The following is a 26,497-nucleotide window of genomic DNA, read 5'->3' on the forward strand; positions in this document are numbered from 1 at the left end:
CTCAAAGCTCCTTGCGGATGTCGACGACGCGCAGGATGGCCGCGACCATCAACAGCACGACGGCGAGCAGCACCACTGCATTGGCGGCAGCGGCCGGATATTGCAGCAGCGACATCTGGTTCTTCATCATCAGCGCCACCGAAGCGCTCTGGCCGCCGGACATCACCTGCACCGTCGAAAAGTCAGCCATGACGAGCGTGACGACGAAGATCGTGCCGATCGCCATGCCGGGTTTGGCGAGCGGGAAGACGACGTTCCACAACACCTGCCAGCCGGAGGCGCCGGCATCGCGCGCCGCCTCGAACAGCGATCGGTCGATGCGCATCAGCGTGTTGAAGATCGGCGTCACCATGAACAGCGTATAGAGGTGCACCATGGCGAGCACGACGGCGAAATCGGAATAGAGCAGCCATTCGATCGGCTGCGGGATGATGCCCATCTTGATCAGCGTCGAATTGACGAGGCCGTTGCGCCCGAGCACCGGGATCCACGAGATCATGCGGATGATGTTCGAGGTCATGAACGGCACGGTGCAGACGAGGAAGAGGATCATCTGCGTCGAGGTCTTGCGGACGTGGAAGGCCAGGAAATAGGCGACCCAGAAACCGATGACGAGCGTCAGCGCCCAGACGATCGCAGTGAATTTCAGCGTGTTGAGATAGATCTTCCACGTCACCCACGAACCGAGCGTGTCGGTGTAGTTCATCGTCAGGAAATCGGGATAGAGACCGGCAAAGTCGTAGTCCCAGAAGCTGACGACCGCGATCATGGCGATTGGCAGCAGGAAGAACAAGCCGAGAATGACGAACAGCGGCGTCGCCTGGAGATAGGAGATCGCCGATGGGGAAAGCCTCAGTCCGCGCCCGCCGCGCGCGCCCTGGCCATCCTCCTCCGTTTCCGCTGCGATGGTCGCCATTCCTTACCCTTTCGGAAGCTCGTCATTCGTCCGGTCGTTAGAGAGAGGGCTCGAGAAGACCCCTCCCCAACCCTCCCCAAAAGGGGGAGGGAGTATCTTTGCCGCGCCGCCTCCGAACCCTCCTCCCCGCAGGAGGAAGGAGTGTCCTGCCGCACCCTCCGGACTCCCTCCCCCTTGTGGGGAGGGTTGGGGAGGGGAAAAACGGCAATCGCTTAGGCCGCGATGAACTCGTTCCAGCGGCGGACCATGTAGCGGTCCTCGTCCATGACGGAGTTCCAGCAAGCCACCGCTCCCATGCGGGCTTCGAAGGAACCGCCGTCGCGAACGGCGCCGGCCTTCTCCATGACCTTGCCCTCGGGAGACAGAATGTCGCCGGCAGCCGGCTTGCCTTCGATCCAGTAGCCCCATTCGTCGGCCGACATGAATCCCTTGGCAGTGTCCATGCAGGCGGAATAGTACCCTTGACGGTTGAGATAGCCGCCGACCCAGCCGGACGTGTACCAGTTGATGTATTCATAGGCGGCATCGAGCTGCGCGCCCTTGAGGTGCGAGGCAAGGCCGAGACCGCCACCCCAGGCGCGGTAGCCTTCCTTGAGGGGCTGGAAGGTGCAGGCAATGCCCTTCGAACGGACGGCGGCGACGGCCGGCGACCACATCGACTGGATGACCACTTCGCCCGACGCCATCAGGTTTACCGACTCGTCGAAGCTCTTCCAGAAGGCGCGGAACTGGCCGTCACCCTTGGCCTTGATGAGGAATTCGATCGTCTTGTCGATTTCTTCCTTCGTCATGTTGCCCTTGTCGGCATATTTGATCTTGCCGGAGGCTTCCATGATCATCGCCGCATCCATGATGCCGATCGACGGGATGTTGAGGATCGCGGTCTTGCCCTTGAAGGCGGGATCCAGAATATCGGCCCAGCTGGTGATCGGACGGCCGGTGAGATCAGGACGGATGCCGAGCGTATCAGCATTGTAGATGGTCGGAACCATCGTCATCCACTGCGTCGGCTCCTTGGCGAACTTCTTGGAATCCTGCGCTTCGACGAAGCCGACCGTGTGTGGCGCCGTGCCCTGGGCGATGACGCTCTCCGGCTTTAGCTTGCCGTTGATGAACAGCGGTACGATCTTGTCGTAATATTTCAGCTTCTTGACGTCCATCGGCTGCATCACGCCGGTCGGGAACACCTTCTTGGCGATCCAGTATTCGACGTCGGCAATGTCGTAGCTGTCAGGCTGGGTAACAGCGCGCTGGGCGGCGGCGTCGGAATCGGTTGCCGTCATCTCCAGCGTGATGCCGAGATCGGCCTTGCACTTCTCGGCGATGGCATTGATGTTCGAAACGCCGGTGCCGAACTGGCGAAGCGTGATGTTCGTCTGCGCCCAGATGGTGGGAAAGCCGGTGATGGCGCCGGAGCCGGCGATGGCGCCGACGGCAGCAGCACCCGTCTTCAGCAGCGTGCGGCGGGAAAGCCCCTTTTCCGCCTTGGTCGATGTCGTTTCAGTCGTCATGTCAGTTCCCCTTTTCTTGGATGGAAGGTTCAGTGTTCTTGATGGTGATGGCTCATGCGGAAGAGCGGCCGAGAAGCACGGCATCGTCGAGCGCCCAGCTGAGCGAGACGGTGTCGCCGACGGCAACCGGCCGGGCGAAATAGTCGCCGTCGTCGGCAATGACGGTGAAGTCGTCGCTGCCGGCGCCGAGGACGGTAATCTTCACGGAAGAGCCGCGATATTCGATGTTGGAGACGATGCCATCGAAGCCGAGCGTCCATTCGGTCGCCACCTGCAGGCGCACGCGGTCGGTGCGGATACCGATATCGATGGGCTCGCCGACTTCCCTGCCCGTCCCGCGCACGGAAAAGCTCTGACCTTCCGGCACGGTCATGACGAGCACGCCGTTCTCGTTCGACATCACCCGGCCGGACAGCACATTGTGGTCGCCCATGAACCGCGCGACGAAGGCCGTCGCCGGCCGCTCGAAGACCTCGCGCGGGGCGGCCGCCTGCTCGATCCGGCCGTCATTCATGATGACGATGACGTCGGCGAGCGCCATCGCCTCTTCCTGGCTGTGGGTGACGTGTACGAAGGTGATGCCGAGCGACTTCTGCAGCTTCTTGAGTTCGGCGCGCATGCGGATCTTCAGGAACGGATCGAGCGCCGACAGCGGCTCGTCGAGCAGCAGCGCTTCCGGATCGGTGATCAGCGCGCGCGCCAGCGCCACGCGCTGCTGCTGGCCGCCGGAAAGCTGGGCCGGACGCCTATTGGCATAGGCCTCCATCTGCATCAGCTTCAGCATTTCGAGCGCCTTGGCCTGCCGCTCTTGCCTATCGATACCCTTCATCTTCAGGCTGAAGGCGACGTTGTCGATCAAATCGAGATGCGGGAAAAGCGCGTAGGATTGGAACATCATCGCCGTGCCACGCCTGGCCGGCGGAAAATCGGTGACGACCACATTGCCGAGGCGAATATCGCCCGACGAGATGCTCTCGTGGCCGGCGATCATGCGCAGTGTCGAGGTCTTGCCGCAGCCCGATGGGCCAAGAAAGCAGCAATAGGAGCCGGCGGGGATCTTCAGGCTGATCGCATGGACCGCCGTCGTCGCGCCATAAACCTTCGAAACGGATACTATATCGATCTCTGCCGCTTTCGACATCATGCCTTCCCCTGTTCGGAAAAGACGATGCATCTGCCGTGCCAGACTCCGATGCTTGCAGCAAGCCATTGCGAAATAATGATTTTATCAACACCGCAATGGAGAGAGCAAATTATAGGCGCAAAACGATCTGCACATGATTTAGGCTATCGTGCGCAATTTGTGCAAAACATCGTATACAATCTGATTGCAATTTCGGGGACAAATTCTGTTTAACTTTACCACGAAGCCGGGTATGGTTTGCCGACCATCAGGAAATAAATTTCATGAAATCCGCCGCCAAGGCTCAGCAGGCCGAAGACTCCGCCGAAACCGGCGCGCAACAGATTCGCGATGCCATTCGCGAAGCGATCGTCGAGCGCAGGCTCTCGCCCGGCACCAAGCTTTCAGAAAGCGATGTCGGCAATCTCTTCAACGTCAGCCGCACGCTTGCGCGCGCCGCCCTGCAGGCGCTCTCCTATGAAGGCCTTGTCAGCGTCGAGAAGAACCGCGGCGCCTTCGTCGCCTATCCCTCGCCCGAAGAGGCTCGCCAGATTTTTTCCGCCCGCCGCCTGGTCGAGCCAGGCATATTGCGCGAGGCGGCGGCGCGGATCACGCCTGACGATATTAGCCATTTGCGACAGCTTCTGCTGGAAGAAGGCCGCCTGATGAGCGAGCGCGGTCAGACGGCGCGCCGCGCCGAAATCAAGGCATCGGGCGATTTTCATCTGATGCTGGCGGCCATATCGGGCAATTCGATCATGCAGCGCTTCATGGAAGAGCTCGTCGCCCGCTCCTCGCTGGTGATTGCGCTCTACGGGCAATCGACCGCATCGAGCTGCGGCCATTCCGAACATGGTGACATAATCTCGGCAATCGAAGCCGACGAACTCGACCGCGCCTGCCAGCTGATGCTGCACCACATCACCCATATCGAGGCCGATCTCGACCTGCGCGAACGCAAGAGCCTGGGTCTCAAGGAAGCCTTCGAACTCTGAACATGCAAAAGATGCGGGCGCGGATGCTTCCCGCGCCGCGCTTCAAACGGACTCTCGAAACGCTACCAGGGCGTCTTCTTCGGCAGCAATTCAAAAGCCGCGAAGATATCCTCGGCGGTCATTGGCTCGCTCGAGCGCAGCTTCACGATTCCGTCCCGTCCGAGCAGGATCAGCCCGAACTCGCCGGACGGCGGTCCCTGCAGCCGATTGCGAATATCGTCGGCATCGAGGTCCCAGTCATCGTCGAACAGCGCAAACGCGCCGCCGCCAGCAATACTGAACACCTCGACGTCTTCCTCGATCAGGCGCATATGCGCCTTGCGCAGCCATTCATCCTGGATGAGCGCGCGGTCATCTTGCGCATCGGCGAAGATGATCAGCACTCGTTTTCTGTCGCGAAACTGCTCCAGCGATTGCGGAAGCTCAGGCTCACGCCTGGGAGTACCGATGATTTCATGAACAAAAGATTTCAGCATGGTGCTCATTCCTCGGCCATCGCTTGATGTGGCCGTGCCTGCCGGATTAAACGGCTGGCAATAAGCGAGGTTCCGCCAAAAGCGGAAAAGGATCGCAGCCATGGCCGCGATCCTTATTCTATCAGTCGCGGCCCTGGTCTTCGGACGCGTGGGCCGACACGGCGACGAGATCCGCAGCCCCGGTGACGAGAAGGCGCTTGCGCACCAAAACGCGCATGACACGCGCCGCCGTCGAGAAGGTCATCTGGTCGAGCGGGCCTTCGCCCTCCCACGGCTTGGTCAGCCGTTCGGTGACGGCGCCGACGATGTTCATCGGCACGATGTCGGTGCATTCGCGCATGGCTTCAAAAACGAAGCTGATCGGCATGACCCGTCCTTCGTAGGTCACGATCGGTTCGGTCAATTCGCTGTCCCATTCCTCGAAGGCATAGAGCGCTTCGCGAAACAGCTGCTGGAGGTTAAACGGCGCGTGGCCGTCATGAAGTGGCGGCAGTGCATTCATCATGTCTGTCTCCTCTTGATGGGTTGAAGCCAAAGTCCTCCGGTCTCGGTCGCGCCAACGCGGGGAACGGAACATTTCGCTGCCCCTGCGAACCGAATAACACTATTGATTCTATAGAGTAACGCGCCGGCGTAAAGCCCATTTATCCGCCACCGCGGAAGCGATTTCCATAACACCCTGATATTCTTGCGTGTTTTAGACGAAATTTTCTCCGCGCACACCAGCCTTAAAAATCTATGCCACCCGCCTAGGATCGCTCCGAAATGGCACGGCGAGGGCGAAAAAACCCTGAAAACTCACGGAACTTTTGTAGCTGTAATTTGTTTTGTTCTCACAATTCGCAACACACACTGGGGTTACCACCAATGACGCAAATCCGTGAACCGGAGCGCCGCAGCAGGATCCTGCGCGGCCGCCCCTATAGCCTTGATGAATTCGCCTCCAAATATGGCCTCCGAAACGAGCAGGCAGAAAGCCTGTTCACCCGTTTCGGGCCGTCCTCGATCGAACTCGACCTGCTGATGGCAGCCAAGCGCCGGCCGCCGGTTCTGCAGGACGGAATTGCCGAATAGCACTTTTGACGAATGGAATAGAGAGATGAGTGATAGACGCCACGAATGGATCAGCAAACGGGCTTACGCGATCTGGGAGGAACAGGGCCGGCCTGATGGCCGCGGCGACGAGCACTGGCGCCAGGCCGTTGCCGAACGAGACGCGCTGGAGCGCACGCAGGCCTCGTCCGATGGTCGCGAGGTCCTGGTGAAGTTTCGCCCGAAGCCGCAACGGCCCGAAGCGCCATGCGCCGGCTGGTTCAGCCCAACCGCAAACGTCGGCTGAACCCTTTCTCACACCGGACCGGGCCGCTTAATCCGTACAGGATGAAGCGGCCCAATCGCGGCGAATCCCGTGGCTCAATCCCCTGCGGGATCGCGCCGCTCGATGCCAGATCGAGCAACTCAGTCGAACCTTAACCGGAAGCGCGCCTGAAAATCTCCCTGCCACCACATCGGGAAATTGGTTCCCCATTTATTGTTGTGCAGATTGAAGCGAATGCCAGAGCCGAAGTCCGGCCGCGTCCTATAGAACGTCATGAAATCTGAGCCTTGCGGCGCAACGAGCGGCGCATCGAAGGTTTCGATTGTCAGCAGGCCATCGACAAGATCACCGCGTGCTGCGGTCACAGCCTGCAATTGCCCGCCGCCGCTCGTCGCAATGTTCCCGGATCGATGCCAGAGGCCCATCTTGCGGAAATTCCAGTCCCCGTCACCCTCAGGCGTGAAGGAGAGGAAGCTTGCCTCCGGCATGCGGTTGGCCGGCTTGTCGTGCAATGTCAGGCTGAGGGCGAGGCGATCGCCCTCGGCGATGAAATGCAGCATCACATGCGGCGGTGCGCCATATTTCTGCACCGCCACTGCCGGCATCGACAGAAGGATGCCCGCCCCATCAGTCGCTTCCAGCGCCGGCAGAGAAACCTTCGAAAGTGCTGCCCCGGACCGCGCAAGCCCCGGCTTGTCATGGTCGAGCACCGCCCATTCCTGGCGATGGGTCAGGTAGGTCTCCATGTGCCTGTTAACGTCGCCGGCATCGTAGCTCTCATATCGATAGGCGATCAGCGAGCCGTTGCGGCCGGAGATCGTCCGGCCGGAGGGCGAGGTGATTTCGGCGACATCGCCGCTCGCACCGTCGAGCGCGATCGACCAGCCGCCGGCCTGCAGGCGGAGCTCCCGCCCGCCGCCCTCGATCACGGCAGGCGTGGCGAATTCGGCAAGCACCGCCTGGGCCGCCTGCCGGTCCGTCTCGTCAAGCTGCGAGACCGCTTGGTCGAGATAGGCCCGCTGCTCGTCCCACGAGGCTTCGGTATAGGCGAAGCGATAATCGGATCGGCGCGCGGCCTCAAAATCGGCCCGCGACCACGCCTTATCGTCGCGCAGATAGGATTTGATATCGACGCCGCAGGTATGCTCGGCCACCATCGCCAACCCGCGCCCGAAGGCGAGACGCCGCGCGTCGAGCCCATCCTTCGCGAAGCGGTCATAAAGCCGCTGCAGCGCCAGGAACCGCGCCGTCTTCACCGGATCGCTGCCGCTGCCATGGATCCAGCTGTCGCCGAGTTCCAGTTCGACAACCGGGAAACGCTCACGCTTGCTCCAGAGAATGGCGCCGTAATCCTCGAGCGTCGCCGCGCGGATGACCGCATCCGGCTCACGGGCGCGTAATTCGCGATAGGCCTCGGCCGTCTGCGGCACGCTCTGCGGCCCCATATTGTCGTTGGTATGGGCAAAGCTCAGCCCGTCCTCGAAACCGTCGGGAAAGCAGGTCTCGCCATAGGAGCGCTGGTACATGACGACCACCTCCTCGCCGCCGGGCGCCCGCCAGCGGAAGATGTCGGGCACATCGGGCGGTGGTGAGGCCGTATTGACGCCGAGATGCAGGAAGCGAATGCCCGCCTCGGAAAGCAGCGGCACCATGCCGAGCGTATGGCCGGGCACATCGGTCATCTTCGCCGCGATCGTCGTCTTGCCGAAGCGGCGGTCGAGCTCGTGCGAATAGGAAAGCCCGGCCCGGAAAAGGTCGGGCGACATCAGCTCCGTATGCGTGGTGAACGGCAGGCCGTGCCAGCGGATCAGCCCGCGCTCAATCGCCTGTTCCAGCGCTGCCACCTCTCCCGCCGAGCGCGAATTCAGATGGTCCCAGATCAGCCATGCGCCCGTCGTCCAGATGAATTTCGGCTCGTCGGGATTTTCGGCATGAAAATGCTTGGCGGTCTCGATCGCCTGCGGAATGAAGCGCTCGTGATATTGCCGGCGGACTTTCTCGGCATGGTCGGTAAAGCCGATATCGAGGTGGGTCTTGAAGACCAGATGCACACGCTTTTCAGTCATTCCATTCCACACATCGGTGATGATACCCGAAATTCTGCCAGCGCTACAAAGGCGCGACGGAATGTAACCGTTTCCACAAACACCATTGCTCCTGCCACAAACGCTCCGTCAACCGTTTTGGAACAGATCTATGAAATAATGCGGATTTCTTAACCATAGATCCAGAACGCAGCGTCCGATCCTTTCGCCATCAAATCGAATCACGACATGAATGAAGACGTGTTCATCGGCAATTTTGGAGGAAAGGCGGTGGGATTTCCCTGCCGACTGGCGCGGGTGCCCCGCCCAGATTGCGGAGAAAAGGCTGGTCGTTCGGGGAAGGCCGATCGTCAGAAAGCGTTGCTTTCCTGGCAGAGCGCCCGGTGGACCTCGGTCCAGAACAGCGCCAGCGGCGTGTCACCGTTGCGTTCGGCAACGAGGGCGCGAATCAGCGCTTCGGAGCCTGCCATGTCCTGCCAGCTGGATTTCAGGCCCTTGGCGGCCTGTTGGCATTCGGCAATCTCGAATGGTCTCTTGCTGTCCATATGAGGTCTCCTCATGACAGGCGCTAGCAGGTGGGACCCGGATTGTCATTCCCCGCATATGTGGGGATGCCTTGTATTTATGACAGCGCTCGCGGTAGGATTGAGGGGATTGGGGCAGTGGAAATGATTGAGAACACCTACAGCGAAAAGTTCGAGTCCGCTTTCGAACAGATCAAGGCCGCGGCCAATGTGGATGCCGCCATCCGCATTCTCCAGACGGAATATGGCCTCGATTTCGTCACCTACCATCTCGCCCAGACGATCGCGGCCAAGATCGATTCGCCCTTCGTGCGCACCACCTATCCGGATGCCTGGGTCTCCCGCTACCTCTTGAACAGCTATGTGAAGGTCGATCCGATCGTCAAACAGGGCTTCGAACGCCAGCTGCCCTTCGATTGGAGCGAGGTCGAGCCGACGCCCGAGGCCTATGCCATGCTGGTCGACGCCCAAAAGCACGGCATCGGCGGCAACGGCTACTCCATTCCCGTCGCCGACAAAGCGCAACGCCGTGCGCTCTTGTCGCTGAATGCCCGCATCCCGGCCGAGGAATGGACCGAACTCGTCCGCCGCTGCCGCAACGAATGGATCGAGATCGCCCATCTGATCCACCGCAAGGCCGTCTACGAGCTGCATGGCGAAAACGATCCGGTGCCGTCATTGTCGCCGCGCGAAATCGAGTGCCTGCACTGGACGGCGCTGGGCAAGGATTACAAGGATATTTCGGTCATCCTCGGCATATCGGAGCACACCACGCGCGATTATCTGAAGACTGCCCGCTTCAAGCTCGGCTGCGCCACCATTTCGGCGGCCGCCTCCCGGGCCGTTCAATTGCGCATTATCAATCCCTAGCGCATCGGCCCGCAAAACCGCGGCTTTGCGCGACATGCTCTGCCCCCCTCATCTGGGGGGGCCCATCTGAGGGAATTTCCGATCCGGCCCGCATGAACCATCCTGCTTTCCACGAACTTGAAAACGCTGGAGGGCAAAATGTTCGTTATCATTCAGGCACATGAGTATCAGAAATACGCTGCCGTACTCGACCAGATGTTTCGCCTGCGCAAGAAGGTCTTCGCCGATACGCTCGGCTGGGACGTTCCCGTCATCGGCCCCTACGAACGCGACAGCTACGATTCGCTCGCCCCCGCCTATCTCGTCTGGTGCAACGACAGCCGCACCCGTCTTTATGGCGGCATGCGCCTGATGCCGACGACAGGCCCGACCCTTCTCTACGACGTCTTCCGCGAGACGTTTCCTGACGCCGCCAATCTTATCGCCCCCGGCATCTGGGAAGGCACACGCATGTGCATCGACGAGGAGGCGATCGCCAAGGATTTCTCCAATGTCGACGCCGGCCGCGCTTTCTCCATGATGCTGCTTGCGCTTTGCGAATGCGCGCTCGATCACGGCATCCATACGATGATTTCCAACTACGAGCCCTACCTCAAGCGCGTCTACAAGCGCGCCGGCGCCGAAGTGGAAGAACTCGGCCGCGCAGACGGTTACGGCAAATACCCCGTCTGCTGCGGCGCCTTCGAAGTATCGGACCGCGTGCTGCGCAAGATGCGCGCCGCCCTCGGCCTCACCCTACCCCTTTATGTCAGGCACGTGCCGGCCCGCTCGGTCGTGACCCAATTCCTGGAGATGGCAGCATGAACCGCCTCGCTGAAACCGCTACGCAGACCGCAATTCAGAAGGATATCGGCGCGCTGGAGCGCCATGTTCTCGCATCCCGCGACATCGCCACGCAGATAGGGGATCCCTTCCTCTCCTATCTCCTCTCGATGGCGCTGTTCACGATCTACGAGAAGAAGGCCCATCATGAGAACGAGGCGCTGAGGAGCAGCTTCAGCTGAGGGCCGGTTCCCCTCCGCCGCCTGAAGACGAGCATGTCTCCCGGCGCCTCGCGCGCAGCCGCAAAAACAGTCCCCGTTTTGCGGCTGCGCGCCCCCGTCATCTCATCAGGGCATCACCGTTACGTCATCAGGGAATTGATGGTCGAAATCAGCGCGTCGTGCATATAGGGCTTCGGCAGGAAAGCGGTATTGGCGGGCAGCGCCATCGGATCGAGCCGCACCATGCCCGAGGTGATGATGATGCCGATATTCGGCCGCATCGCCCTCACCCGCTTGGCAAGCTGGAGACCATCCATCGACCCGGCCATGTTGACGTCGGTGAACAGGATATCGACATCCTGCCTGCCCTTCAGCACCACCAGAGCCTCGTCGGCATTTGCCGCCTCCAGCGCCACATGGCCGACCTCCTCCAGCACATCGAGGATATTGAACCGGATCAGCGGCTCGTCCTCTACGATGAGCACCACGGCACTGTTCAAAGCCACCATCTGCGATCGCCCTCTTCATGCGGAATGTGACTTGAATAAGTGTAGCCCGCACGAGAAGGTTCCAGTGGCTGCCCACGAAATATGCATCGTCCACAGATGCTTGCGCTCCCCGCTTGTGGCTCCCCCGGATTTGCGTTAGAGCGGAACCCGTGCTGCGGGAACCATTGCCCCGGCACCCAAGCGCCGGCGACCCGGCGCCAAGGGCCTGTAGCTCAATGGTTAGAGCCGGCGGCTCATAACCGCTTGGTTGGGGGTTCGAGTCCCTCCGGGCCCACCACTCTTCCCTTGTTTCAAGGGGCTTAGGGAGTGGTTAGCCAGGAAGGTTAGCCATCTGGTTAGCCCTTTGTTCCTGGCTTCGACTCGATATTGAGCACATCTTCAAAACTTCTCGCTTGATTCCGCCTTTCGTGGCGCGCCTCCCATTCATCGAGACGACGATGTTTGTGGTTGGCTTTCCAATATTGCCAGTCAGTCATGCACTCTGCGATTTCCCCCTTGATAAAGATCGTGGTCCTTGAGGAACTTCTCGGTGGTCTCAGCATCCGGATTGTGGCCGATACCTTTGCTGGCGCCCAAGTTGAAAAACTGGTTCGCTAGGTCCTTCACTTTTGTATCATTGGCGCTGTAGATCGGAGACATTGTCCAGCTCCAATAGTCGTAGTCATCATAGGGGTCGGATAACGACAGCACCCGATTAATGCGGTCATCCGGCAGCTGTAGGGATTTCAACCCGCCCACGATTTCTGCGATCGCTTCACGCTTTTGCTTCGGTGATAGGCCGCTCATTCGGTTATCACCCGCGATCTGCTGGACACTACGAGCGGCAAACACTTCAGCAAAGTCTTGCAGCTGCTTCACTGTGGCCCGAGCCTCTTCCAATTGTTTCGCCAGTTTTGCTGCCAGGCCTGTTGGACCAAATGTCAGGTCTTGGATGTCGTCTAAGCGCGTGGCTAGGACGGCAAAAACAAGAACGAACGCTACAGAAATGTAGCGAACCTGTTCTGCGCCAGTGAGGACGAGATAAAGGAAAACAACGAAAAGGATCACAGATGCAAGCAGTGCACCAACACGCACAATTTTTTCTCCACCGCTATCGGCGGGCCAACTATTCCGATGACGCTCCGACAATCTTTACTGCTCACCTATAATCAGCTGCCTGGCCGGCACACATTCACCGCCCGCGACGGAATAAGTCATTGCACCTCTTTTATTTTGAACGCTGAAAAGGCTTTGCGCACCTCCGAGCGATGGTTAGGCGAGAGAATAAACTTTCCTTTGAGAATCCTTAGCTGCCGTCATCCGCACATTCCCCTGCTCCGATCGTCTGGGCGCAATATCTCAGTTTCCGGGCGGCTATTCTAATTGATGGCCCCGGCGCAGAAGCCGAATTTCCCTGTCGCAGGTTGTTCTCCCCATAAACTTAAGTTCTCTACTGGTTGGAAGGACTTGCGACAGGACTTCTACCTTGTTTTCCAAAGCCCTGTTCGTTGCCGCTTGCTGTTCTTTTACCGTGGAACCCAAGCGTTTCAATGCGACCTGACCCGGTGCGCGCTGGATATGGCATCCGCGCCTCGAGGCGCCAACAACATCTGTAGGCGTGGCCGAGACAGCCTTGATCGTGGCAGCGAGTGCCGGCGAAGGGTTTTTCAACCAATGACAAAATCTTGATCGACACCGTCCGTTATCGGGAGGCTTCATCGGCCCTACTTGTCAGAATTATTCGGACACTCTGCACAGTGAGGGATGGGGAGATGCTTCAAGCTCGCAAACTATCGGCGGCCACGGCAGCCGTCTTCGTCATTGCCGTGTCGGCATCGTCGTGCACCACGAGCTCAAACGACTCGGTGCAGACAGGCTCGGTCGGCTATACCGCGCAGAGCGCTGACTTTGCCCTTCGGCCTGCCTGCCGCGATGGATTCGGCAACGATCGTCCGTGCAGTTATTAGCGCTGGAAAATTAGAAGTCTGATTGCGCGATAGTTCGCCTCCCGCGATGGCCAGGATCACGCGACTTCGTCCGGCGGCATCATGCCCGATCGGCGCACATCCTAATAACTGCAAGAGCGCCCATCGCTCGGCCTGAACCCACCCCCACACGCCGGATTAAGCGGCTGACGCTCATAATAACCGCCGCCGATCGACGACGTCTGGTCGAGGCTTCCGGACGAAGTGCAGCCCGAAATGATCGCGGCAAGGCTGATCAGCGTTCCGGTCGCGATAAATGCGAAAAATCGGTTCATCTGAGCTTCTCCTTCGGAGGGGCATGGTTTCACCCAAGCGGGCAATCTACCACGCCACGGCGACCAGAGACGAGGGTTTATCGTGGCTTACGGCCCTCGGCGGCCCGTTCTAACGCCAATGTGATCACCTTTTAGGCCAGCCCCCGGCCAAGCCATGCACCGTCACATAACTGTCATGCAAAATTGCCCATTGTTATGGCAGGCTGGGCAAAATATATGCTGCCGGCTAACAAAAAAAAGAATGAGTGAACTGCCATGAGTGCCATACAGAAACTTTTCAACCGCAATATCCTCACCCGTTTCGTCGCCGGTCTCGGTGCTGTTCCCCAGCGTATTCGGAACGCACGCGAGGAGCGGAAGCCCGCCATCCATCCGTCCTTCATGGACGATTTCGGCGCCTAGCCGGACGATTGGCGCGGTCAATCGACCGGCGTCCCGCGCGAGAGCGACCTCACATATCCCTGCAATGACATCGGATGTTGAAGCCGCCAGCGGCTCCTGATCATATTGCGGCGGACAACTCCTTCCGGAACCAGATCCGGTCGACGGGCCGGCCTCCGGCATGCCCGCTGACCCTGCCGAATTCGACATATCCGAGCTTCGGGTAAAAATCCGGGGCCTGGGTCGAGAGTGTGTCGACGCAGGCCGTGACGGCGGCGCGGCGGCGCCCTTCTTCTTCCGCCGCCGCCATCAGCTTCCTGCCGATGCCGCTCAGGCGCAGCGATTTTTCGACCCACAGATTGCCGATGAAAAGAACCGAGAAGGAAACGGACGCCGTTATCCCGGCGGCAAGCCCTCCGTTCTCCCGCCAGACGATGGCGAAGGCCTCGCGTCTGATCTCAGCGCTCTCGTTGAAGGCGTTCAGGCCGTCGGAAATCGCGGTGGCGATCTCGGGGGGGACGGGATCGAGCGTTTCGAACATTGCTTCCTCGTCGTCGATGGTCGCCATATGATAGCGAGCCGTCGGTTCCGGTCCAGCCGTTTCGGCTTTTAAGGTCGGCGGACGTCCTCCGGGTTCAAGCTTCAACGCATGCACCCCGCAGATTTTTCTCTCGCTACGCATGCGCCTGTCTTTTCCGCCGTAATAGCTTCACAATCAACCGACAGAAAGCTGTTCCGGGAAACGACAACCAAGGAATGAAAACATGGCGCCGATCTATACCAAAACTGTCCTGATGACCGCCCTTCTGGCGCTGCCGCTCGCCGCCGCAGCGCCCGCCTTCGCGCAGGAGGCAAAGCCGCGCGAGCCGGTGATTTCGGTGACCGGCGATGGCGAATCCTCCGTCGCTCCCGATATGGCCATCGTCAATCTCGCCGTCGTCAAGCAGGCTAAAACCGCACGCGAAGCGCTCGACGAGAACAACAAGGCGATGAACGAGGTGCTTGCCGCGCTGAAGAGCGGCGGCATTGCCGAGCGCGACCTGCAGACCTCCGGCTTTTCCATCCAGCCGCAATACAACTACCCGCAGCCCATCGACGGCCAGCAGCCGCCGCCGCAGCTGATCGGCTACCAGACCATCAATTCGGTCACCGTCAGGCTGCGCGATCTCGCCAAGCTCGGCGCGGTGATCGACCAGTCCGTCACCCTCGGCATCAACCAGGGCGGCGAAATCCAGTTCACCAACGACAAGCCGGACGCCGCGATCGAAGAGGCACGCAAGGCCGCCGTCGCCGATGCCGTCAAGAGGGCAAAGACGCTGAGCGAAGCCGCCGGCGTCAAGCTCGGCCGCATTCTCGAGATCAACGAGAACGTGCCGCGCGCAATGCCGCAGCCGGTCTATCGCGCCACGATGATGAAGGAGGCCTCCGACGCTGCCGTTCCCGTCCAGGGCGGCGAGAATAATTACAATGTCAGCGTCACCGTGACCTTCGCGATCGAGCAGTAAATTGAAAGCCCCGCGCGTCATTTGAGACGCGCGGGGCTCGGATTGCTGACAATGTGTGCCAATTACCTTCGTCATCATCCGGCTTGTGCCCCAAGCATCTGCCTCCGGTTGATAGGCAGCAGATCAGGCCGATCCTGTCCGTCTGGCGCCGGCGGCTGCCGCTCACAAAGCAAGACCCCTCCCCAACCCCTCCCCACAAGGGGGAGGGGCTAACATGCCGCCCCCACTTCACATGACCTCCATCGTAGCAATCAGTAGAGCGGTAACAGCCAGCGACACGTCTGCTTTTTGGTCCCGCCGGGGCCACAGCTTAGCCCCTCCCCTTGTGGGGAGGGGTTGGGGAGGGGTCTTGGATTCATACACAAGACCGGATGATGCCGGAGGAAAGAGCGCAGTCAAACTGAGCGCAAAAGAAAACCGCCCTTGCCGATCCGGGGAGACGGGCAAAGGCGGTTCTTGGCCGCCGCATCGGGGAGACGGGGCGGCGTTTTCGTCTAACGATTAGCGGCGCAGAGCGGGGCAGCCGCGCACATTGCCGAAGCTCATTTCATCTTGGCCGCGACGCGTCCAACCCTGGACGATCACGCGGCGCGGCGTGATGTCGACGACCCGGGCGCGACGAAAGCCGTAATCCCGAGCAAGGTTTTCGGCGAGCTGCGGATTGCAGCCGCGCGACGGCCGGCCATAGCCCGGCCCCGGAGGCGGACGGCGGTAATCCTGCGGCGGACCACGGTCCTGATCGCCAATAATGATATTCAACTGGGCGGCGGCCGGGACCACCGTGCCGGCAAGGGTGCCGGCTGTCAGCATGACGGCAAGACCCGCCTTTGCCAGAAACTGCATCATCGAAAAACCTTTCGTTTGAAAGTCGGTGCGGTCGAGCCGCCCTCCCCATTGGTCCGCATCACGCCGAAGCGTCATTTGGGAATCACTCATACAGGTCAGAGAAAAGACGGCTGAAAGTGTCACCGTCAAGGCAAAACAGACCGGAAGCGCCGCATCGGCGCCTCCGGCTGCAGTCCTCAGCGCCGGATCAGCGGGCAGCCGCGGACATTCGCGAAGGTGATCCTGTCCCAGCCGCGGCGGTCGCGCCCTGCAACGACGACGACCCGCGGCGACATGCGGGTGATGTGGGCTCTCCGCAGGCCGAAATCACGCGCCTTTCGCACAGCGTGCATCGGCGAGCAGCCGCGGATCGGACGATGATATTGCGCCTCGACGACGAAGTTCGTCTGCGGTCCGGCGGCGGCCGCCGTGGAAACAGTGGCCGGAATAGTGCAGAGGGCGAGCAGAGCGGCAAGCGAAGCCTTGGTCAGGAAATGCGTCATGTTGTGTCTCCGTCGATTGAATTCCAAGCTCTCCCTTCAGGGATTGCCTCGACAGTAGACCCAGCAAACTGAATGGCGTTCGAACCGGGCATTCAGTTTGCATTCACAAGAGTTAACCCGGTTTCAGGTGCTGAGATGTAGGACGATTTCGCGCCGATGCGGGCGGTCGCGATGTTCGAAAAGATAGAGCCCCTGCCAGGTGCCAAGCATCAGCCGCCCCCTGGCAACAGGAATGCCGATCGAGACCTGCGTCAGCGCCGCCTTGATATGCGCCGGCATGTCGTCCGGCCCCTCGGCCCTGTGCACGATCCAGCCCATGTCAGGATCGGAGGCCGGCGGCACGAGACGGCGGAAGAAGGCGAGAAGATCGGTGCGCACATCGGGATCGGCATTTTCCTGGATCAGCAGCGAACAGGAGGTGTGGCGCACGAAGACCGTGAGTAGCCCCTCCTCCCGCCCCGACGCGCTGACGAAGGCCTCGGCCTGGTGGGTGAACTCGTAAAGGCCCTGCCCGCGTGTGGACAAGGTGAGGATCGTCTGGGGCAAGGCGCTCTCCTGCTTCGAGATGAATGTCTCGCGAGTTGGCGCGCTGCTCGGCGCAAGTCAAGCTTGCGCGGGCAAGTCAAGCTTGACGGGGCAAAGTCAAGCTTGCCCGGGCAAAGTCAAGCTTGCGCGGGCGATCAGAGCCTGAGCAGCACCTCGAAGCCACCGTAGATCATCCGCTTGCCGTCGAACGGCATCTGCCACTGGTCGCCCTTGAGCCTGGGATCGTCCATTACCTTGGCGTTGATATCGTCGCGCTCCTGGCGCGAGCCATAGACGATCCAGGAAAACACCACCACCTCGTCCTCCTTCGCCTGCACGGCGCGGGGAAAGGACGTCAGCTCGCCATAGGGCACATCGTCGCCGATGCATTCGACATATTCGAGCGCGCCATATTCCTTCCAGATCGAGCCGGCGAAGGTCGAGAATTCCTTGTAGGCCTCGATATTCGCCTTCGGAACCGCCACGATGAAACCATCGACATAGGACATCTCGCTCCTCCTCTGCGTGTCTGCGCCCGGTTATCACGGAAGAGATAGGAGACTTGCCAAACGGGTCCAGTCTGCTGCCGAGCGGCTACCGCGCGCGCTTATCGTCCTCCTGGTGATCAGGGACCATTGACCAGCTTGAGGATGAGCTGCTGGATATTGCCGCCGTCACCCATTTCGATCTTGTCGAAGTCGCGGCCGCGCTGGCGCTGTCTTTGGGAGATCTCGCCGAGCCGGCGGGTCAGCTCGATCCTGATCTTCTTGCAATCGGGATCATCGGCAACGGTGAGGCCGATGCTTGTCGCCTCGATGTCCTTGACCATCTCCTTGATGGTCTCGCCATGCACCCGCTCATGCGCCTGCACACCTGATATGAAGGCGTCCCAGCTGCTCTTCACGGCAGCTGGCAGAGCAGCAGATGGTTTCGGCAGCGTATAGGTGATGATGAGCTTCGGCCGGTTGGTGACGATAACGCAGGCATTTCCCTGCGGTTCGTATTTCCTGGTCCAGGTCAGCTTGAACGTCGTATGCGCGATTGCCCGGCCGAAGCCGCCCGCCTTCGGGCCACGCTCGCCGATCGATTCATAAAGCCCGGCGCCCGAGGTGCCTGATATCGAATAGGGCCGTACCTCTTCGACCGCCTGCCACTCGGCCAGCGCCACGGCCGGCACCGACGTGAAAACCGCCGCAAGCACACAGGATAGAAAATTTGTCGTCACGCGCGGCTCCGCCGAATGATGTTTCGGGCCGAACCTAACGGGAGCGGTCGCCGCTTTCAACGCGTCATGCATGTGCTAACCCTGCAGCGTCTTGACCTTGGTAAGATCGGGGAAGAGCCGCATCCACAGGAGCACGACGACGATCGTGCCGAAGCCGCCGACGATGCCGGTGGCGACCGGCCCAAGCGCCGCCGCCATCATGCCGGATTCGAATTCGCCGAGCTGGTTGGAGGTGCCGATGAACAGCGAGTTGACGGCACTGACACGACCACGCATCTCGTCCGGCGTCAAAAGCTGCACCAGCGAGCTGCGCACGACGACGCTCACCGTATCGGACGCGCCGATGACGAGCAGCGCGACGACGGAAAGCGCGATATTGGTCGACAGCGAGAAGACGATGGTGGCGACGCCGAACACGGCGACGGCGGCGAGCATCTTGCGACCGACATTGCTGCTCAGTGGCCGGCGAGCGAGCATGATCGACATGGCAAGCGCGCCGACCGCCGGGGCCGCGCGCAGAAAACCGAGGCCCCAGGGACCGGCATGCAGGATATCGCTGGCGAACATCGGCAGCAGCGCAGTCGCGCCGCCGAGCAGCACCGCGAAGAGATCGAGCGAGATCGTGCCGAGCATCACCGGCCGGCTGCGGATGAAGGAGACGCCGGCAAAGACCGAGGCGAGCGTCACCGGCTCACGCTTGGCAGGGCTCCATTGCATGCGGATCGAGATGACGTTGAAGCTTGCGACGGCAAAGAGCAGCGCCGATATAGCAAAAGGCGCGACGGGGTGGAGGCCATAAAGCAGGCCTCCGAGCGAGGGGCCGATGATCATCGCCGTCTGCATCAACGAGGTCGAGGTTGCGACCGCCTTCTGCAACATCGAGGCCGGCACGATGTTCGGCAACAGCGCCGCCATGGTCGGCCGTTCAAAGGCGACGACGGCGCCGAGCACGGTGACGGCGGCAAGGATGCCGGCCGGCGTCAGCCATTGCTGCCAGGTGGCAACCGCCAGCACCAGCGCCGTCACCGCTTCGATCAACTGGCAGACGAGCCCGATGCGCCGCCGGTCGAACCGGTCGGCGACATGGCCGACGACGAAGGTCAGCACCGCCATCGGCAGGAATTGGCACAAGCCGACTAGGCCGAGCGCAAAGGCGCTGTGTGTCTGATCGTAGATCATCCACCCCATGGCGATGCCAATGGACTGGAAGGAGAGCGAGGAAAAAACGCGGGAGGCAGCGAAGTTCAGATAGCCGGGGTGGCGAAGAACGCTCCCCGGTCCTTGGGATATGTCCATTGCGATGTCACCGGCCGGCAGCGCGGGTCCGCCAGCCTTTATAAGAGTTTTAAGAAGGTCGAGGCGGTGTTCTGCCCGAATGGTCGAATTGTCAATCGCAATGAGCTGGTGTCACCGGATTGTGTGATACCTCGGTCTTAGCGTGGTTCCCTGAAGATGCTGAGATAGCCGGGATCGAATTCGGCGATTTCCTGCAGGCGTTCCCAGTCGACGATGGTGATCGTCCGGTTCTCCCAGGTGAACACGCCCTCGCGCCTCAGCGCCTGCAAAGTCTTGTTCAGGTGGACGACGGAAACGCCGAGCACGTCGGCCATCTCGATCTGCGTCAACGGAAACTGGAAGCTTGCGCCGCGCGTCCGCTTCACCACCTGCAGCCGCACGAAGAGTTCGCAGACGAGATGGGCGATATGGGCGCGCTTTGAGCGCCGGCCCATGGCGACGATCCACTCGCGGTGGATGGCGCCATCGACCAGCGTATCGAGCCAGAGCAGCCGGGTCAGGTGCGGCATGCGCTCGGTGATCGCCTTGAGATCGGCGTGATCGGCAAACGCAACATGACAGGACGACAGCGCGACGATGCCGTGATCCATCTTCTTGATCGGGAAAGCATGCAGATCGACGAAATCGCCGGCGACATGCAGCGCGGTGATCTGGCGGCTGCCATCCGCCATCACCTTATAGCGCGCCGCAAAACCATCGAGCAGCAGCGTGCTGTAGGCCGGTCGGCTCCCTTCGGAGACGAGATCCTCCCCGGCAGCAAAATACCTGTCTTTGACGATGATCGCTCTGAGATGACTTTCCTCTTCAGCCGACAGCACATCTCGGCTTCCAAGATTCAACAGCAGGGATTCAATCACGAGCCTGCCCGCCGATATCACAAGAGTTCCTGATCATTTCGATGCGACCTGTATTTTCTATAAGAATCAATGCCTAGCCCCGGGAACAATTGTCTTCATCTGTGATTTCTCCCTGGGATGCGCAGGAAAGAACATGGCTCGCTACTATTTCGATCTACACAATGGGGAAGGTCCGACTCGCGACGAGCACGGCACCGAGCTCAAATCTCGCGAAGACATTCCGAAAGAGCTGACCCGCATCCTGCTGGATGTGGCCCGCGACGAACTGCCCGCGGGTGATCGCATGACCATCGCCATCACCGTTCGCGACGAGAGCGGCGATCCGGTCACGGTTGCCAGCCTCGTCTTCAACAATGAATGGCTCGACGTCTTACGATAGCGGCCGCCGTTTAAGGGCTGCCGCGGTCACTCCTACGCATCAATCCGACTCGGTCGATGGGCGCGACGCTAAGACCCGCCTTCATAGCCGGCAATTAAATTTGACATAGTCTTTTGATTGCTTTGCGTGCGATCGACGGCCATTCACAGGGCCGGCATCCTTATCGCGGCTATTTGGCGATTTCTTCGAGAATGAGCCGGATTTCCGCGAGCGGCCTACGGCTTTCATCGAAGAGTTCCACCGACATCATATTCAAAGGTGCAGTCGGCAAGCCTTCGGTGGCCATCTCCGCCAACACGCGCCGCGCCTCCGCTTTCGCGGCTTCGATGGATTCAAAATCATAGGCCGTCTCGGTCGTCCCGGCGCCATCACGATCGAAAAGTTGAAAGTAGAATTTCGGCACGGCATATCCCCCGCTAGATAACCCTAACGGACCGGCGGACAACATGTTCCGCCGGAACGGGTTTCAGGTCGTGCGCACCGTCAAAAGGCGCCGGCTTCCGGAGAGGCCATTTCCTCGATACCGTCGACGCGGTCGGGATAGAAGGCGAGATGATCCTTGATGTTGCTGACCGCGGCATTCGGCGCCTCGTAGGTCCAGACGGCATTCTTCGAGCGCTCCCCGCCCGGAATGATGCTGTAATAGGAGGCGTCGCCCTTATAGGGGCAATGGCTGCTATGGTCGGTGCGTTGAAGCAGCGACATGTCCACATCCTTGCGCGGAATATATTGCACCGGCGGATAGGAGGCCTCGCACAGCGTCAGCGCATCGTGCGTATCGGCAATCGTCTTGCCGCCGAGCGTGACGACGACGCGGGAGGGATTGTGCTCGACGGTGATCGGATGATCCGGCCCCGGAATCTTGAACGACTTATCTGACATGGGGTTCGTCTCCAGGAGATATCGATCGCATGGAGATAGGGCGGGCATGCCGCCAGCCCAAGGCCTCGAACGCAGCTTTCCCTGAAATGCTGCGCGCCCTTAGAACTCGAAACGCGGCGATACAAAGCTCAGCATCGCCGTTTTCGGCGCCGCCGGCCAGTGTCGCGCAAGCGCATCCGCAACTGTTTCGACCAGCCTGGCGATGTCGTCGCCGGCGGAGACGTGCAGGGCCTCGACAACGATCAGCACCGAGTGCGTCGTCTCCCGCACCGCCGAAAGCCCGCTCTGCCGGTTCGTCCAGCGCCGTGCATGTGCCCTGTCCTCCGCGTCTGCAAAGATCACTTCGTTCGTCTCCGGATGCTCGCTTTCGCCGGCGAAAGTCAGATAGGTCTCGTCACCCTTGGCTCGCCGGACCTCGAGATCGCCAGCGATCTTTTCAGTGTCGAAGACGGCGATCGGAATGGCGAAGGCGAGCGAAATCGAATTGCAGAGATCGATGAGCGGATGCAGGCGCGGCAGCGCATGTTCCTGGCGGAAGCGGCGCAGTAGCGCCTCGGAAGCGCAGCGATATTGCGTCGGCTTCAGGCCCATGCGGGAAAAGCCGCGCCGCCAGGCCTGGATTTCGGGGAATTCGCCTTCCTGCGCTTTGGCCAGCCGGGCCTCGGCGATTGCGCTGAAGCTTGCGATCGCCGCCTCGACATCGGCATCCGCATGGATGCCTTCGGAATGGAGCGCGCCGGCGCGAAGCTCCGGAAAGGCCTGCCACATGGCACGGGAATGGCTGAACTGCATGGTCTATCTTCCCCCGGCAGGTTTCAATGAACGGCTCCCGGCAAAGGCAAGCCCGAGCACGGCCGCAAGTACGCAGGCGATGCCGGCGATCTGGCTGAGCCCGACCGGCTCGCCAAGGATGATGACGGCAAGCATGACGGCGGAAACCGGCGCCAGCGCCGTGAAGAGCGCGGCCTCCGTGCCGCTCACTCTTTCTGCCCCCGCATACCACAGCAGAAATCCGCCGACGGTCGGCACCAGCGCATAATAGACGACGGCGGCGACAGCGCTTGCTGAAATGCCATCTGCGAAAGGCGCTTCGAAAATAGCCGGGATGGCGGCAACGATGAAGCCGATGCCGGCCATCAGCGTCGACAGGGTAAGCGGCGCAACCTCCGTCTTCAGCTTTTTATTCAGCAGGATGAACAGCCCTTCGCAGACGACGGCGCAGAAGATCAGCGCATTGCCGGCCAATGATCCGCCGGCCGCATCCGGCGTGAAGGCGATCGACAGCACGCCTGATGTCGCAAGCGCCACGGCGAGAAGCAGGGCACGCTGCGGCCGTTCGCGCAGCAGCAGGATGGAGATTGCTGCCGACACCACCGGCAGCGTGCCGATAATGACGCCGGCATCGGCCGCCGAGGTCAGGCTGAGGCCGGAGATCAGCAGCGTCGTGTAACCAACACTGCCGGCCCCGGCCTGAATGATGAGGATGAGGCGGTCATGCCGGGAAAACCTCGGCAGCCGCGCGCCGGTCGCCCGCATTAGCAGGAGAAGGACAGGAAAGGCGATAGCGAAGCGCAATGCGGTGGCGCTGAACGGCGGCAGGCCCGAAGCGATCAGCTTGCTTGCGATCACAGTGCTTCCGACCGTCAGCATCGCCAGCGCCAGATAGACATAACCTTGAACCTGCCTCGACATTCAGCGTCTCCTGTTGCATGCGCCGAGAAAACAGCAGGAGCCTGTCGGGGTCTTGAACGAAATTGCAGGTGCAAAGCAGCCGCTCAGAGAAAGGCGCCGGCATAGAGACGCGGCGACAGGCCGTATTTGCGCACGAAGACCCGCGTCATGTGGCTCTGGTCGGCAAAGCCGCTGGCAAAGGCCGCTTCCGCAAGCGGCACGCCCTGAGCGATCATTCGTCGGGCGATATGGATGCGGGCCTGGACGAGATAGGCATGCGGCGTCAATCCGGTCGCCTTGGCAAAACCGCGCAGCACCTGGAAACGGCTGAGCCCGCTTTCCCTGGAGAGATCGTCAAGCGAGACGGCGGCAAGCGGATCGTCGTCGATCAGGTTTCGAGCCGCGCGGATCGACGCCGGCACCAGTGGCCGCTCTTCGGTACCAGAGCGCTCCCGCATAACATCGGCGACGAGTTGCAGAAGCAGTTCGTCGCAGAGCAACCCCTCCGCCGTCCCGCCGCCGGTCACCGCGCCAAACAGCATTTCGAAGCGGGCGGCGATCGCCGCATTGCGGATAACGGGATGCGGGATTTCCGATCGCCCTACCCCGCTTTCGGTGATCTCTCGTGACAGACCGCTGACGATGGCGGGATCGAAATAGAGGATGCGCCACGACCGCCCCTCGCCGATCGGCGCGCCGTCATGCACTTCGTTCGGATTGACCGTGATGATGTCGCCGGCCTCTGCCTCCACCATGCCGCGGCCGCTGAGCGACGACTGCGCCCCGGCGGAAATCAAACCGATGCCGAACTGCTCATGCGTATGCCGCGCAAAGCTGTGATGCGTTTCCGCTTCTACCGCTTCGACGCCTGCCAGCGCCGAGCGCAGCATCCTGAACTGATTTTTCGCCATTGTCTGCCCGCAGGTCCGATCGCCGGACACTCTGCCAGCCACAGCGAGATGACGCAATCATTGCGGCCAAACCGGCTGCTTAGAAGAACTCGTCGAGCAGCTGGTAGTAAGCGAGCCTTGCCGGATCCGTGGCCGGCATGCCGTAGCGATCAAGGAAGGGCTGCACCAGCGCCTCGCCGAAATTGTGGGCGATGCTGCGGCAGGCGAGCGCGATATCCTGATAGCGGTCGGCGACGCCGAGACGACTGCAGTCGATATAACCCGAAAATCCCTCTTCCGACGCGACGAAATTCGGCAGGCAGGCATCACCATGGATAACGACGAGATCCTCGCGACTGGGCTTCCCGCTTTCGAGTTCGGCAAACAGAGCCTCGGCACTCTTTCCAACCCGCGTCTCATCGAAATCGGTCTCATCGACGATGCCGGCCTGCATCCGCGCTTTTGCCGCCGCGACACGCCTCTCCAGCCGATGATCGAACGGGCAGGATGCGATCGGCAAGCGATGCAGGTCAAGAAGGGCTATAGCCAGCAGTTCGACCCGCGCAGGCGGCGTCAGCGCCGATGCGCTGGTGAGATCACTCCCGGGTAGCGCGCTGATCAGCAGCCGGTTGTGCACACCGTCGCTGTCCTCTGCAATGACATCAGGACAGGGCAGGCCGGAAGTCTGGAGCCAGCGAAGCCTCGCTGCTTCGTCAGCGAGTTCGCCAAAAGGACCGGCTTGTTCGACCTTCAAGTAAAGCGTCGGCAATCCGAGAGCTTCCAGCCGGAAGACGCTCGCGGCGGAACGGCCGAGCGCATCGCGTTCGAACCGGTAGCCGGCCAGACGGGCATCAAGCGCGCCCGCCGACGGCGGTTGATCCTCTTGGAAAATCGACATGATATCTAGGCCATTGATGCAGCCGCATTATCCCGACAGGGTGGGACAGCGCAAGCGGCACGATCAGTCAGCGCATATCGGTGCTCGACGCCTTCTCCGACCTCAATGAACGGTTTCGGCGGGCGCGGCTTCGAGAAGAATTTCGAAAGCCTCTTCCAGAGCAGCCACCAGAATATCGGTCAGCTCGTCGCCTTTGTTTTCCAGGAACAGCGCGCTGACGGCTTCGTCCTGACGCTCAAAGAAACGCTCGATTTCGTTCGACATATCATTGTCCTCTTCTTCACCGGATCATCACGGCCATGGGAGGAAGCTAGGCAGGGTTGCTTGCGCGTGGCTGTTGCCGGTGAGACGCAATCCAGGATCACGAGGACTAGTCACGAATTTCATATTTCGCATACTGACTGCGGGGGATCAATCCACCAACTTCGTGGGCAAACGACACGACTTTCGTCGCTTCCTCATCCACCTCGCAGCGGAAACGAACCTGGTACCAGCCCTTAACTGTGCCAAAGGCGGCATCTCTTACATCAAGGATGGTACCGGTTCGCAATCCAAAACTAGGCAATGCGGACGGGAAATAAGGCGGCGAACCGTGAACGAGTTGGCCCTGAAGCTCGGTGGTGCAAAGCGTGGCCACTCGCTCTTTGCGCGGAAGACCACTGACCGCAGTTTGCGCAAACAAACTGCCATCTTCCGTCCGTGAAAACAGAGTTTTTGCCTTGGGCAGATCGTCCTTAGCTATCACTTTCGGTTTCGCAGCCGTCTGCTGCTCCGGCCGCTTGGCCTCCTCGATGCTTGTATTGGCTTCGCCAGAGACGTCTGTCGGTGGCCCATTTCGCTCTGGGGAAACGTCAGTCGTCGCGACCTCAGGAAGCATCACGTCGTCCGGCACCGGTTTTGACGGAGGCTCCTCAGTTTTTGGTTTTTCTGCAGCAGTCTTTGTCGGCATCTGCGCCGGTTCGGCATCGTGCTGCGGCGGAGTTGTTGCGGGTTTGGTTTCGCCCTGAGGAGAATTTCCCGCCAGCGACTTTTCGGGGCCGCTATTCCTGTCGCCAAACTCGATGACAGGGCTCAGAGTCGGCATAGGCCTCGGCTTAGCTTGCTCGGGAGTCTTACTGGCCGGCGGAGGCGGAGGCGGCGGAGGTGGTGGC

36 protein-coding genes and 1 tRNA gene are annotated in these 26,497 nt (G+C 60.7%); 11 read left to right on the plus strand and 26 right to left on the minus strand.

Annotation, left to right across the window (positions count from 1 at the left end):
- Position 1: 1 nt before the first annotated feature.
- From ACM5SV_RS15665 to ACM5SV_RS15675, 3 genes are all read right to left on the minus strand, one after another.
- Complete coding sequence (locus ACM5SV_RS15665; RefSeq protein ID WP_012758345.1) at positions 2-916, minus strand: ABC transporter permease; 915 nt, start codon at positions 914-916, stop codon at positions 2-4.
- Positions 917-1,128: 212 nt separating this feature from the next.
- Positions 1,129-2,427 (minus strand): ABC transporter substrate-binding protein, encoded by a 1,299-nt coding sequence (locus ACM5SV_RS15670; protein ID WP_128407074.1) that lies wholly within the window; start codon positions 2,425-2,427, stop codon positions 1,129-1,131.
- A gap of 52 nt (positions 2,428-2,479) precedes the next feature.
- Positions 2,480-3,568 carry an ABC transporter ATP-binding protein gene (locus tag ACM5SV_RS15675; protein WP_222014190.1) on the minus strand — a complete coding sequence of 363 codons (1,089 nt, stop codon included), beginning with the start codon at positions 3,566-3,568 and terminating at the stop codon, positions 2,480-2,482.
- A gap of 266 nt (positions 3,569-3,834) precedes the next feature.
- Here ACM5SV_RS15675 and ACM5SV_RS15680 point away from each other — a divergent pair, with 266 nt between their 5' ends.
- Entirely contained in the window at positions 3,835-4,545 is a 711-nt protein-coding gene (locus ACM5SV_RS15680; protein ID WP_012758348.1) for a GntR family transcriptional regulator, read from the plus strand.
- A gap of 62 nt (positions 4,546-4,607) precedes the next feature.
- On the opposite strand, the gene ACM5SV_RS15685 is transcribed toward ACM5SV_RS15680, so the two are convergent.
- The gene (locus ACM5SV_RS15685) at positions 4,608-5,021 is read right to left on the minus strand and encodes a DUF4174 domain-containing protein (protein WP_017994755.1); all 414 of its coding nucleotides are present in this window, start codon (positions 5,019-5,021) and stop codon (positions 4,608-4,610) included.
- Between the two features lie 121 nt (positions 5,022-5,142).
- Entirely contained in the window at positions 5,143-5,526 is a 384-nt protein-coding gene (locus ACM5SV_RS15690; protein ID WP_012758350.1) for a hypothetical protein, read from the minus strand.
- A 362-nt stretch (positions 5,527-5,888) separates the two neighbouring features.
- On the opposite strand from ACM5SV_RS15690, the gene ACM5SV_RS15695 reads away from it, so the two are divergent.
- Both ACM5SV_RS15695 and ACM5SV_RS15700 read left to right on the plus strand, forming a co-directional pair.
- Positions 5,889-6,095 carry a hypothetical protein gene (locus ACM5SV_RS15695; protein ID WP_012758351.1) on the plus strand — a complete coding sequence of 69 codons (207 nt, stop codon included), beginning with the start codon at positions 5,889-5,891 and terminating at the stop codon, positions 6,093-6,095.
- A gap of 25 nt (positions 6,096-6,120) precedes the next feature.
- Positions 6,121-6,360 (plus strand): DUF2934 domain-containing protein, encoded by a 240-nt coding sequence (locus ACM5SV_RS15700; RefSeq protein WP_012758352.1) that lies wholly within the window; start codon positions 6,121-6,123, stop codon positions 6,358-6,360.
- 119 nt (positions 6,361-6,479) lie between these two features.
- Here ACM5SV_RS15700 and ACM5SV_RS15705 read toward each other — a convergent pair whose 3' ends face one another.
- Together ACM5SV_RS15705 and ACM5SV_RS15710 are read right to left on the minus strand one after the other, a co-directional pair.
- The gene (locus tag ACM5SV_RS15705) at positions 6,480-8,405 is read right to left on the minus strand and encodes a DUF5054 domain-containing protein (protein ID WP_222014191.1); all 1,926 of its coding nucleotides are present in this window, start codon (positions 8,403-8,405) and stop codon (positions 6,480-6,482) included.
- 329 nt (positions 8,406-8,734) lie between these two features.
- Positions 8,735-8,929: a hypothetical protein gene (locus ACM5SV_RS15710; RefSeq protein WP_012758354.1), complete on the minus strand. Its 195-nt coding sequence runs from the start codon at positions 8,927-8,929 to the stop codon at positions 8,735-8,737.
- 123 nt (positions 8,930-9,052) lie between these two features.
- Here ACM5SV_RS15710 and ACM5SV_RS15715 point away from each other — a divergent pair, with 123 nt between their 5' ends.
- From ACM5SV_RS15715 to ACM5SV_RS15725, 3 genes are all read left to right on the plus strand, one after another.
- The gene (locus tag ACM5SV_RS15715; RefSeq protein ID WP_012758355.1) at positions 9,053-9,778 is read left to right on the plus strand and encodes a LuxR family transcriptional regulator; all 726 of its coding nucleotides are present in this window, start codon (positions 9,053-9,055) and stop codon (positions 9,776-9,778) included.
- A 138-nt stretch (positions 9,779-9,916) separates the two neighbouring features.
- A complete protein-coding gene (locus ACM5SV_RS15720) occupies positions 9,917-10,582 on the plus strand; it encodes an acyl-homoserine-lactone synthase (RefSeq protein WP_003541559.1) in 666 nt (221 codons plus the stop codon).
- Positions 10,579-10,782, plus strand: a complete 204-nt coding sequence (locus tag ACM5SV_RS15725; protein ID WP_012758356.1) for a hypothetical protein — start codon at positions 10,579-10,581, stop codon at positions 10,780-10,782. The genes ACM5SV_RS15720 and ACM5SV_RS15725 overlap by 4 nt, the downstream gene beginning before the upstream one ends.
- 119 nt (positions 10,783-10,901) lie before the next feature.
- Here the strand turns inward: ACM5SV_RS15725 and ACM5SV_RS15730 are convergent, their stop codons facing one another.
- A complete protein-coding gene (locus tag ACM5SV_RS15730; protein ID WP_012758357.1) occupies positions 10,902-11,270 on the minus strand; it encodes a response regulator in 369 nt (122 codons plus the stop codon).
- A gap of 201 nt (positions 11,271-11,471) precedes the next feature.
- Between ACM5SV_RS15730 and ACM5SV_RS15735 the strand changes: the two genes are divergently transcribed.
- Positions 11,472-11,547: transfer RNA gene (locus tag ACM5SV_RS15735), tRNA-Ile, on the plus strand.
- 191 nt (positions 11,548-11,738) lie between these two features.
- On the opposite strand, the gene ACM5SV_RS15740 is transcribed toward ACM5SV_RS15735, so the two are convergent.
- Positions 11,739-12,398 (minus strand): hypothetical protein, encoded by a 660-nt coding sequence (locus ACM5SV_RS15740; protein ID WP_260689185.1) that lies wholly within the window; start codon positions 12,396-12,398, stop codon positions 11,739-11,741.
- Positions 12,399-13,021: 623 nt separating this feature from the next.
- On the opposite strand from ACM5SV_RS15740, the gene ACM5SV_RS15745 reads away from it, so the two are divergent.
- Positions 13,022-13,216, plus strand: a complete 195-nt coding sequence (locus ACM5SV_RS15745; RefSeq protein WP_260689188.1) for a hypothetical protein — start codon at positions 13,022-13,024, stop codon at positions 13,214-13,216.
- Positions 13,217-13,317: 101 nt separating this feature from the next.
- On the opposite strand, the gene ACM5SV_RS15750 is transcribed toward ACM5SV_RS15745, so the two are convergent.
- Positions 13,318-13,509, minus strand: coding sequence for a hypothetical protein (locus ACM5SV_RS15750; RefSeq protein ID WP_003541568.1), 192 nt, complete (start codon positions 13,507-13,509; stop codon positions 13,318-13,320).
- A gap of 255 nt (positions 13,510-13,764) precedes the next feature.
- On the opposite strand from ACM5SV_RS15750, the gene ACM5SV_RS15755 reads away from it, so the two are divergent.
- The gene (locus tag ACM5SV_RS15755; protein WP_204329244.1) at positions 13,765-13,911 is read left to right on the plus strand and encodes a hypothetical protein; all 147 of its coding nucleotides are present in this window, start codon (positions 13,765-13,767) and stop codon (positions 13,909-13,911) included.
- Positions 13,912-14,011: 100 nt separating this feature from the next.
- On the opposite strand, the gene ACM5SV_RS15760 is transcribed toward ACM5SV_RS15755, so the two are convergent.
- Positions 14,012-14,458, minus strand: coding sequence for a GNAT family N-acetyltransferase (locus ACM5SV_RS15760; protein WP_222014192.1), 447 nt, complete (start codon positions 14,456-14,458; stop codon positions 14,012-14,014).
- Positions 14,459-14,654: 196 nt separating this feature from the next.
- On the opposite strand from ACM5SV_RS15760, the gene ACM5SV_RS15765 reads away from it, so the two are divergent.
- Complete coding sequence (locus ACM5SV_RS15765; protein WP_222014193.1) at positions 14,655-15,395, plus strand: SIMPL domain-containing protein; 741 nt, start codon at positions 14,655-14,657, stop codon at positions 15,393-15,395.
- A 501-nt stretch (positions 15,396-15,896) separates the two neighbouring features.
- On the opposite strand, the gene ACM5SV_RS15770 is transcribed toward ACM5SV_RS15765, so the two are convergent.
- The 7 genes from ACM5SV_RS15770 to ACM5SV_RS15800 all read right to left on the minus strand — a co-directional run bounded on the left by ACM5SV_RS15770 (position 15,897) and on the right by ACM5SV_RS15800 (position 20,626).
- On the minus strand, positions 15,897-16,241 hold the full coding sequence (locus ACM5SV_RS15770; protein WP_033180669.1) for a hypothetical protein: 345 nt from the start codon (positions 16,239-16,241) through the stop codon (positions 15,897-15,899).
- 176 nt (positions 16,242-16,417) lie between these two features.
- Entirely contained in the window at positions 16,418-16,723 is a 306-nt protein-coding gene (locus tag ACM5SV_RS15775) for a hypothetical protein (RefSeq protein ID WP_003541573.1), read from the minus strand.
- 123 nt (positions 16,724-16,846) lie between these two features.
- Entirely contained in the window at positions 16,847-17,269 is a 423-nt protein-coding gene (locus ACM5SV_RS15780) for a secondary thiamine-phosphate synthase enzyme YjbQ (RefSeq protein ID WP_222014194.1), read from the minus strand.
- A 134-nt stretch (positions 17,270-17,403) separates the two neighbouring features.
- A complete protein-coding gene (locus ACM5SV_RS15785) occupies positions 17,404-17,757 on the minus strand; it encodes a DUF1428 domain-containing protein (protein WP_222014195.1) in 354 nt (117 codons plus the stop codon).
- A gap of 116 nt (positions 17,758-17,873) precedes the next feature.
- The gene (locus ACM5SV_RS15790) at positions 17,874-18,545 is read right to left on the minus strand and encodes a DUF922 domain-containing Zn-dependent protease (protein ID WP_222014196.1); all 672 of its coding nucleotides are present in this window, start codon (positions 18,543-18,545) and stop codon (positions 17,874-17,876) included.
- 3 nt (positions 18,546-18,548) lie between these two features.
- Entirely contained in the window at positions 18,549-19,769 is a 1,221-nt protein-coding gene (locus ACM5SV_RS15795; RefSeq protein ID WP_012758367.1) for an MFS transporter, read from the minus strand.
- Between the two features lie 137 nt (positions 19,770-19,906).
- The gene (locus ACM5SV_RS15800) at positions 19,907-20,626 is read right to left on the minus strand and encodes a Crp/Fnr family transcriptional regulator (RefSeq protein WP_041935684.1); all 720 of its coding nucleotides are present in this window, start codon (positions 20,624-20,626) and stop codon (positions 19,907-19,909) included.
- A 133-nt stretch (positions 20,627-20,759) separates the two neighbouring features.
- On the opposite strand from ACM5SV_RS15800, the gene ACM5SV_RS15805 reads away from it, so the two are divergent.
- A complete protein-coding gene (locus ACM5SV_RS15805; RefSeq protein WP_012758369.1) occupies positions 20,760-21,005 on the plus strand; it encodes a DUF6894 family protein in 246 nt (81 codons plus the stop codon).
- A gap of 169 nt (positions 21,006-21,174) precedes the next feature.
- On the opposite strand, the gene ACM5SV_RS15810 is transcribed toward ACM5SV_RS15805, so the two are convergent.
- The 8 genes from ACM5SV_RS15810 to ACM5SV_RS15845 form a co-directional block, all read right to left on the minus strand.
- Positions 21,175-21,408: a DUF6894 family protein gene (locus ACM5SV_RS15810; RefSeq protein ID WP_012758370.1), complete on the minus strand. Its 234-nt coding sequence runs from the start codon at positions 21,406-21,408 to the stop codon at positions 21,175-21,177.
- A gap of 80 nt (positions 21,409-21,488) precedes the next feature.
- Positions 21,489-21,887: a DUF427 domain-containing protein gene (locus tag ACM5SV_RS15815; protein WP_012758371.1), complete on the minus strand. Its 399-nt coding sequence runs from the start codon at positions 21,885-21,887 to the stop codon at positions 21,489-21,491.
- 99 nt (positions 21,888-21,986) lie between these two features.
- The gene (locus ACM5SV_RS15820; RefSeq protein WP_012758372.1) at positions 21,987-22,679 is read right to left on the minus strand and encodes a B3/4 domain-containing protein; all 693 of its coding nucleotides are present in this window, start codon (positions 22,677-22,679) and stop codon (positions 21,987-21,989) included.
- A gap of 3 nt (positions 22,680-22,682) precedes the next feature.
- Entirely contained in the window at positions 22,683-23,579 is an 897-nt protein-coding gene (locus ACM5SV_RS15825; RefSeq protein ID WP_012758373.1) for a DMT family transporter, read from the minus strand.
- A gap of 83 nt (positions 23,580-23,662) precedes the next feature.
- A complete protein-coding gene (locus ACM5SV_RS15830; RefSeq protein WP_222014197.1) occupies positions 23,663-24,469 on the minus strand; it encodes an AraC family transcriptional regulator in 807 nt (268 codons plus the stop codon).
- A 79-nt stretch (positions 24,470-24,548) separates the two neighbouring features.
- Positions 24,549-25,346, minus strand: coding sequence for an APH(3')-II family aminoglycoside O-phosphotransferase (locus ACM5SV_RS15835; protein ID WP_012758375.1), 798 nt, complete (start codon positions 25,344-25,346; stop codon positions 24,549-24,551).
- A gap of 102 nt (positions 25,347-25,448) precedes the next feature.
- The gene (locus tag ACM5SV_RS15840) at positions 25,449-25,610 is read right to left on the minus strand and encodes a hypothetical protein (protein ID WP_012758376.1); all 162 of its coding nucleotides are present in this window, start codon (positions 25,608-25,610) and stop codon (positions 25,449-25,451) included.
- Between the two features lie 106 nt (positions 25,611-25,716).
- A partial coding sequence (locus tag ACM5SV_RS15845; RefSeq protein WP_419425333.1) for a DUF930 domain-containing protein occupies positions 25,717-26,497 on the minus strand: 781 nt, incomplete at its 5' end.

This window comes from Rhizobium sp. CRRU65, assembly GCF_048551595.1.
Classification (GTDB): Bacteria; Pseudomonadota; Alphaproteobacteria; order Rhizobiales; family Rhizobiaceae; genus Rhizobium; species Rhizobium leguminosarum_J.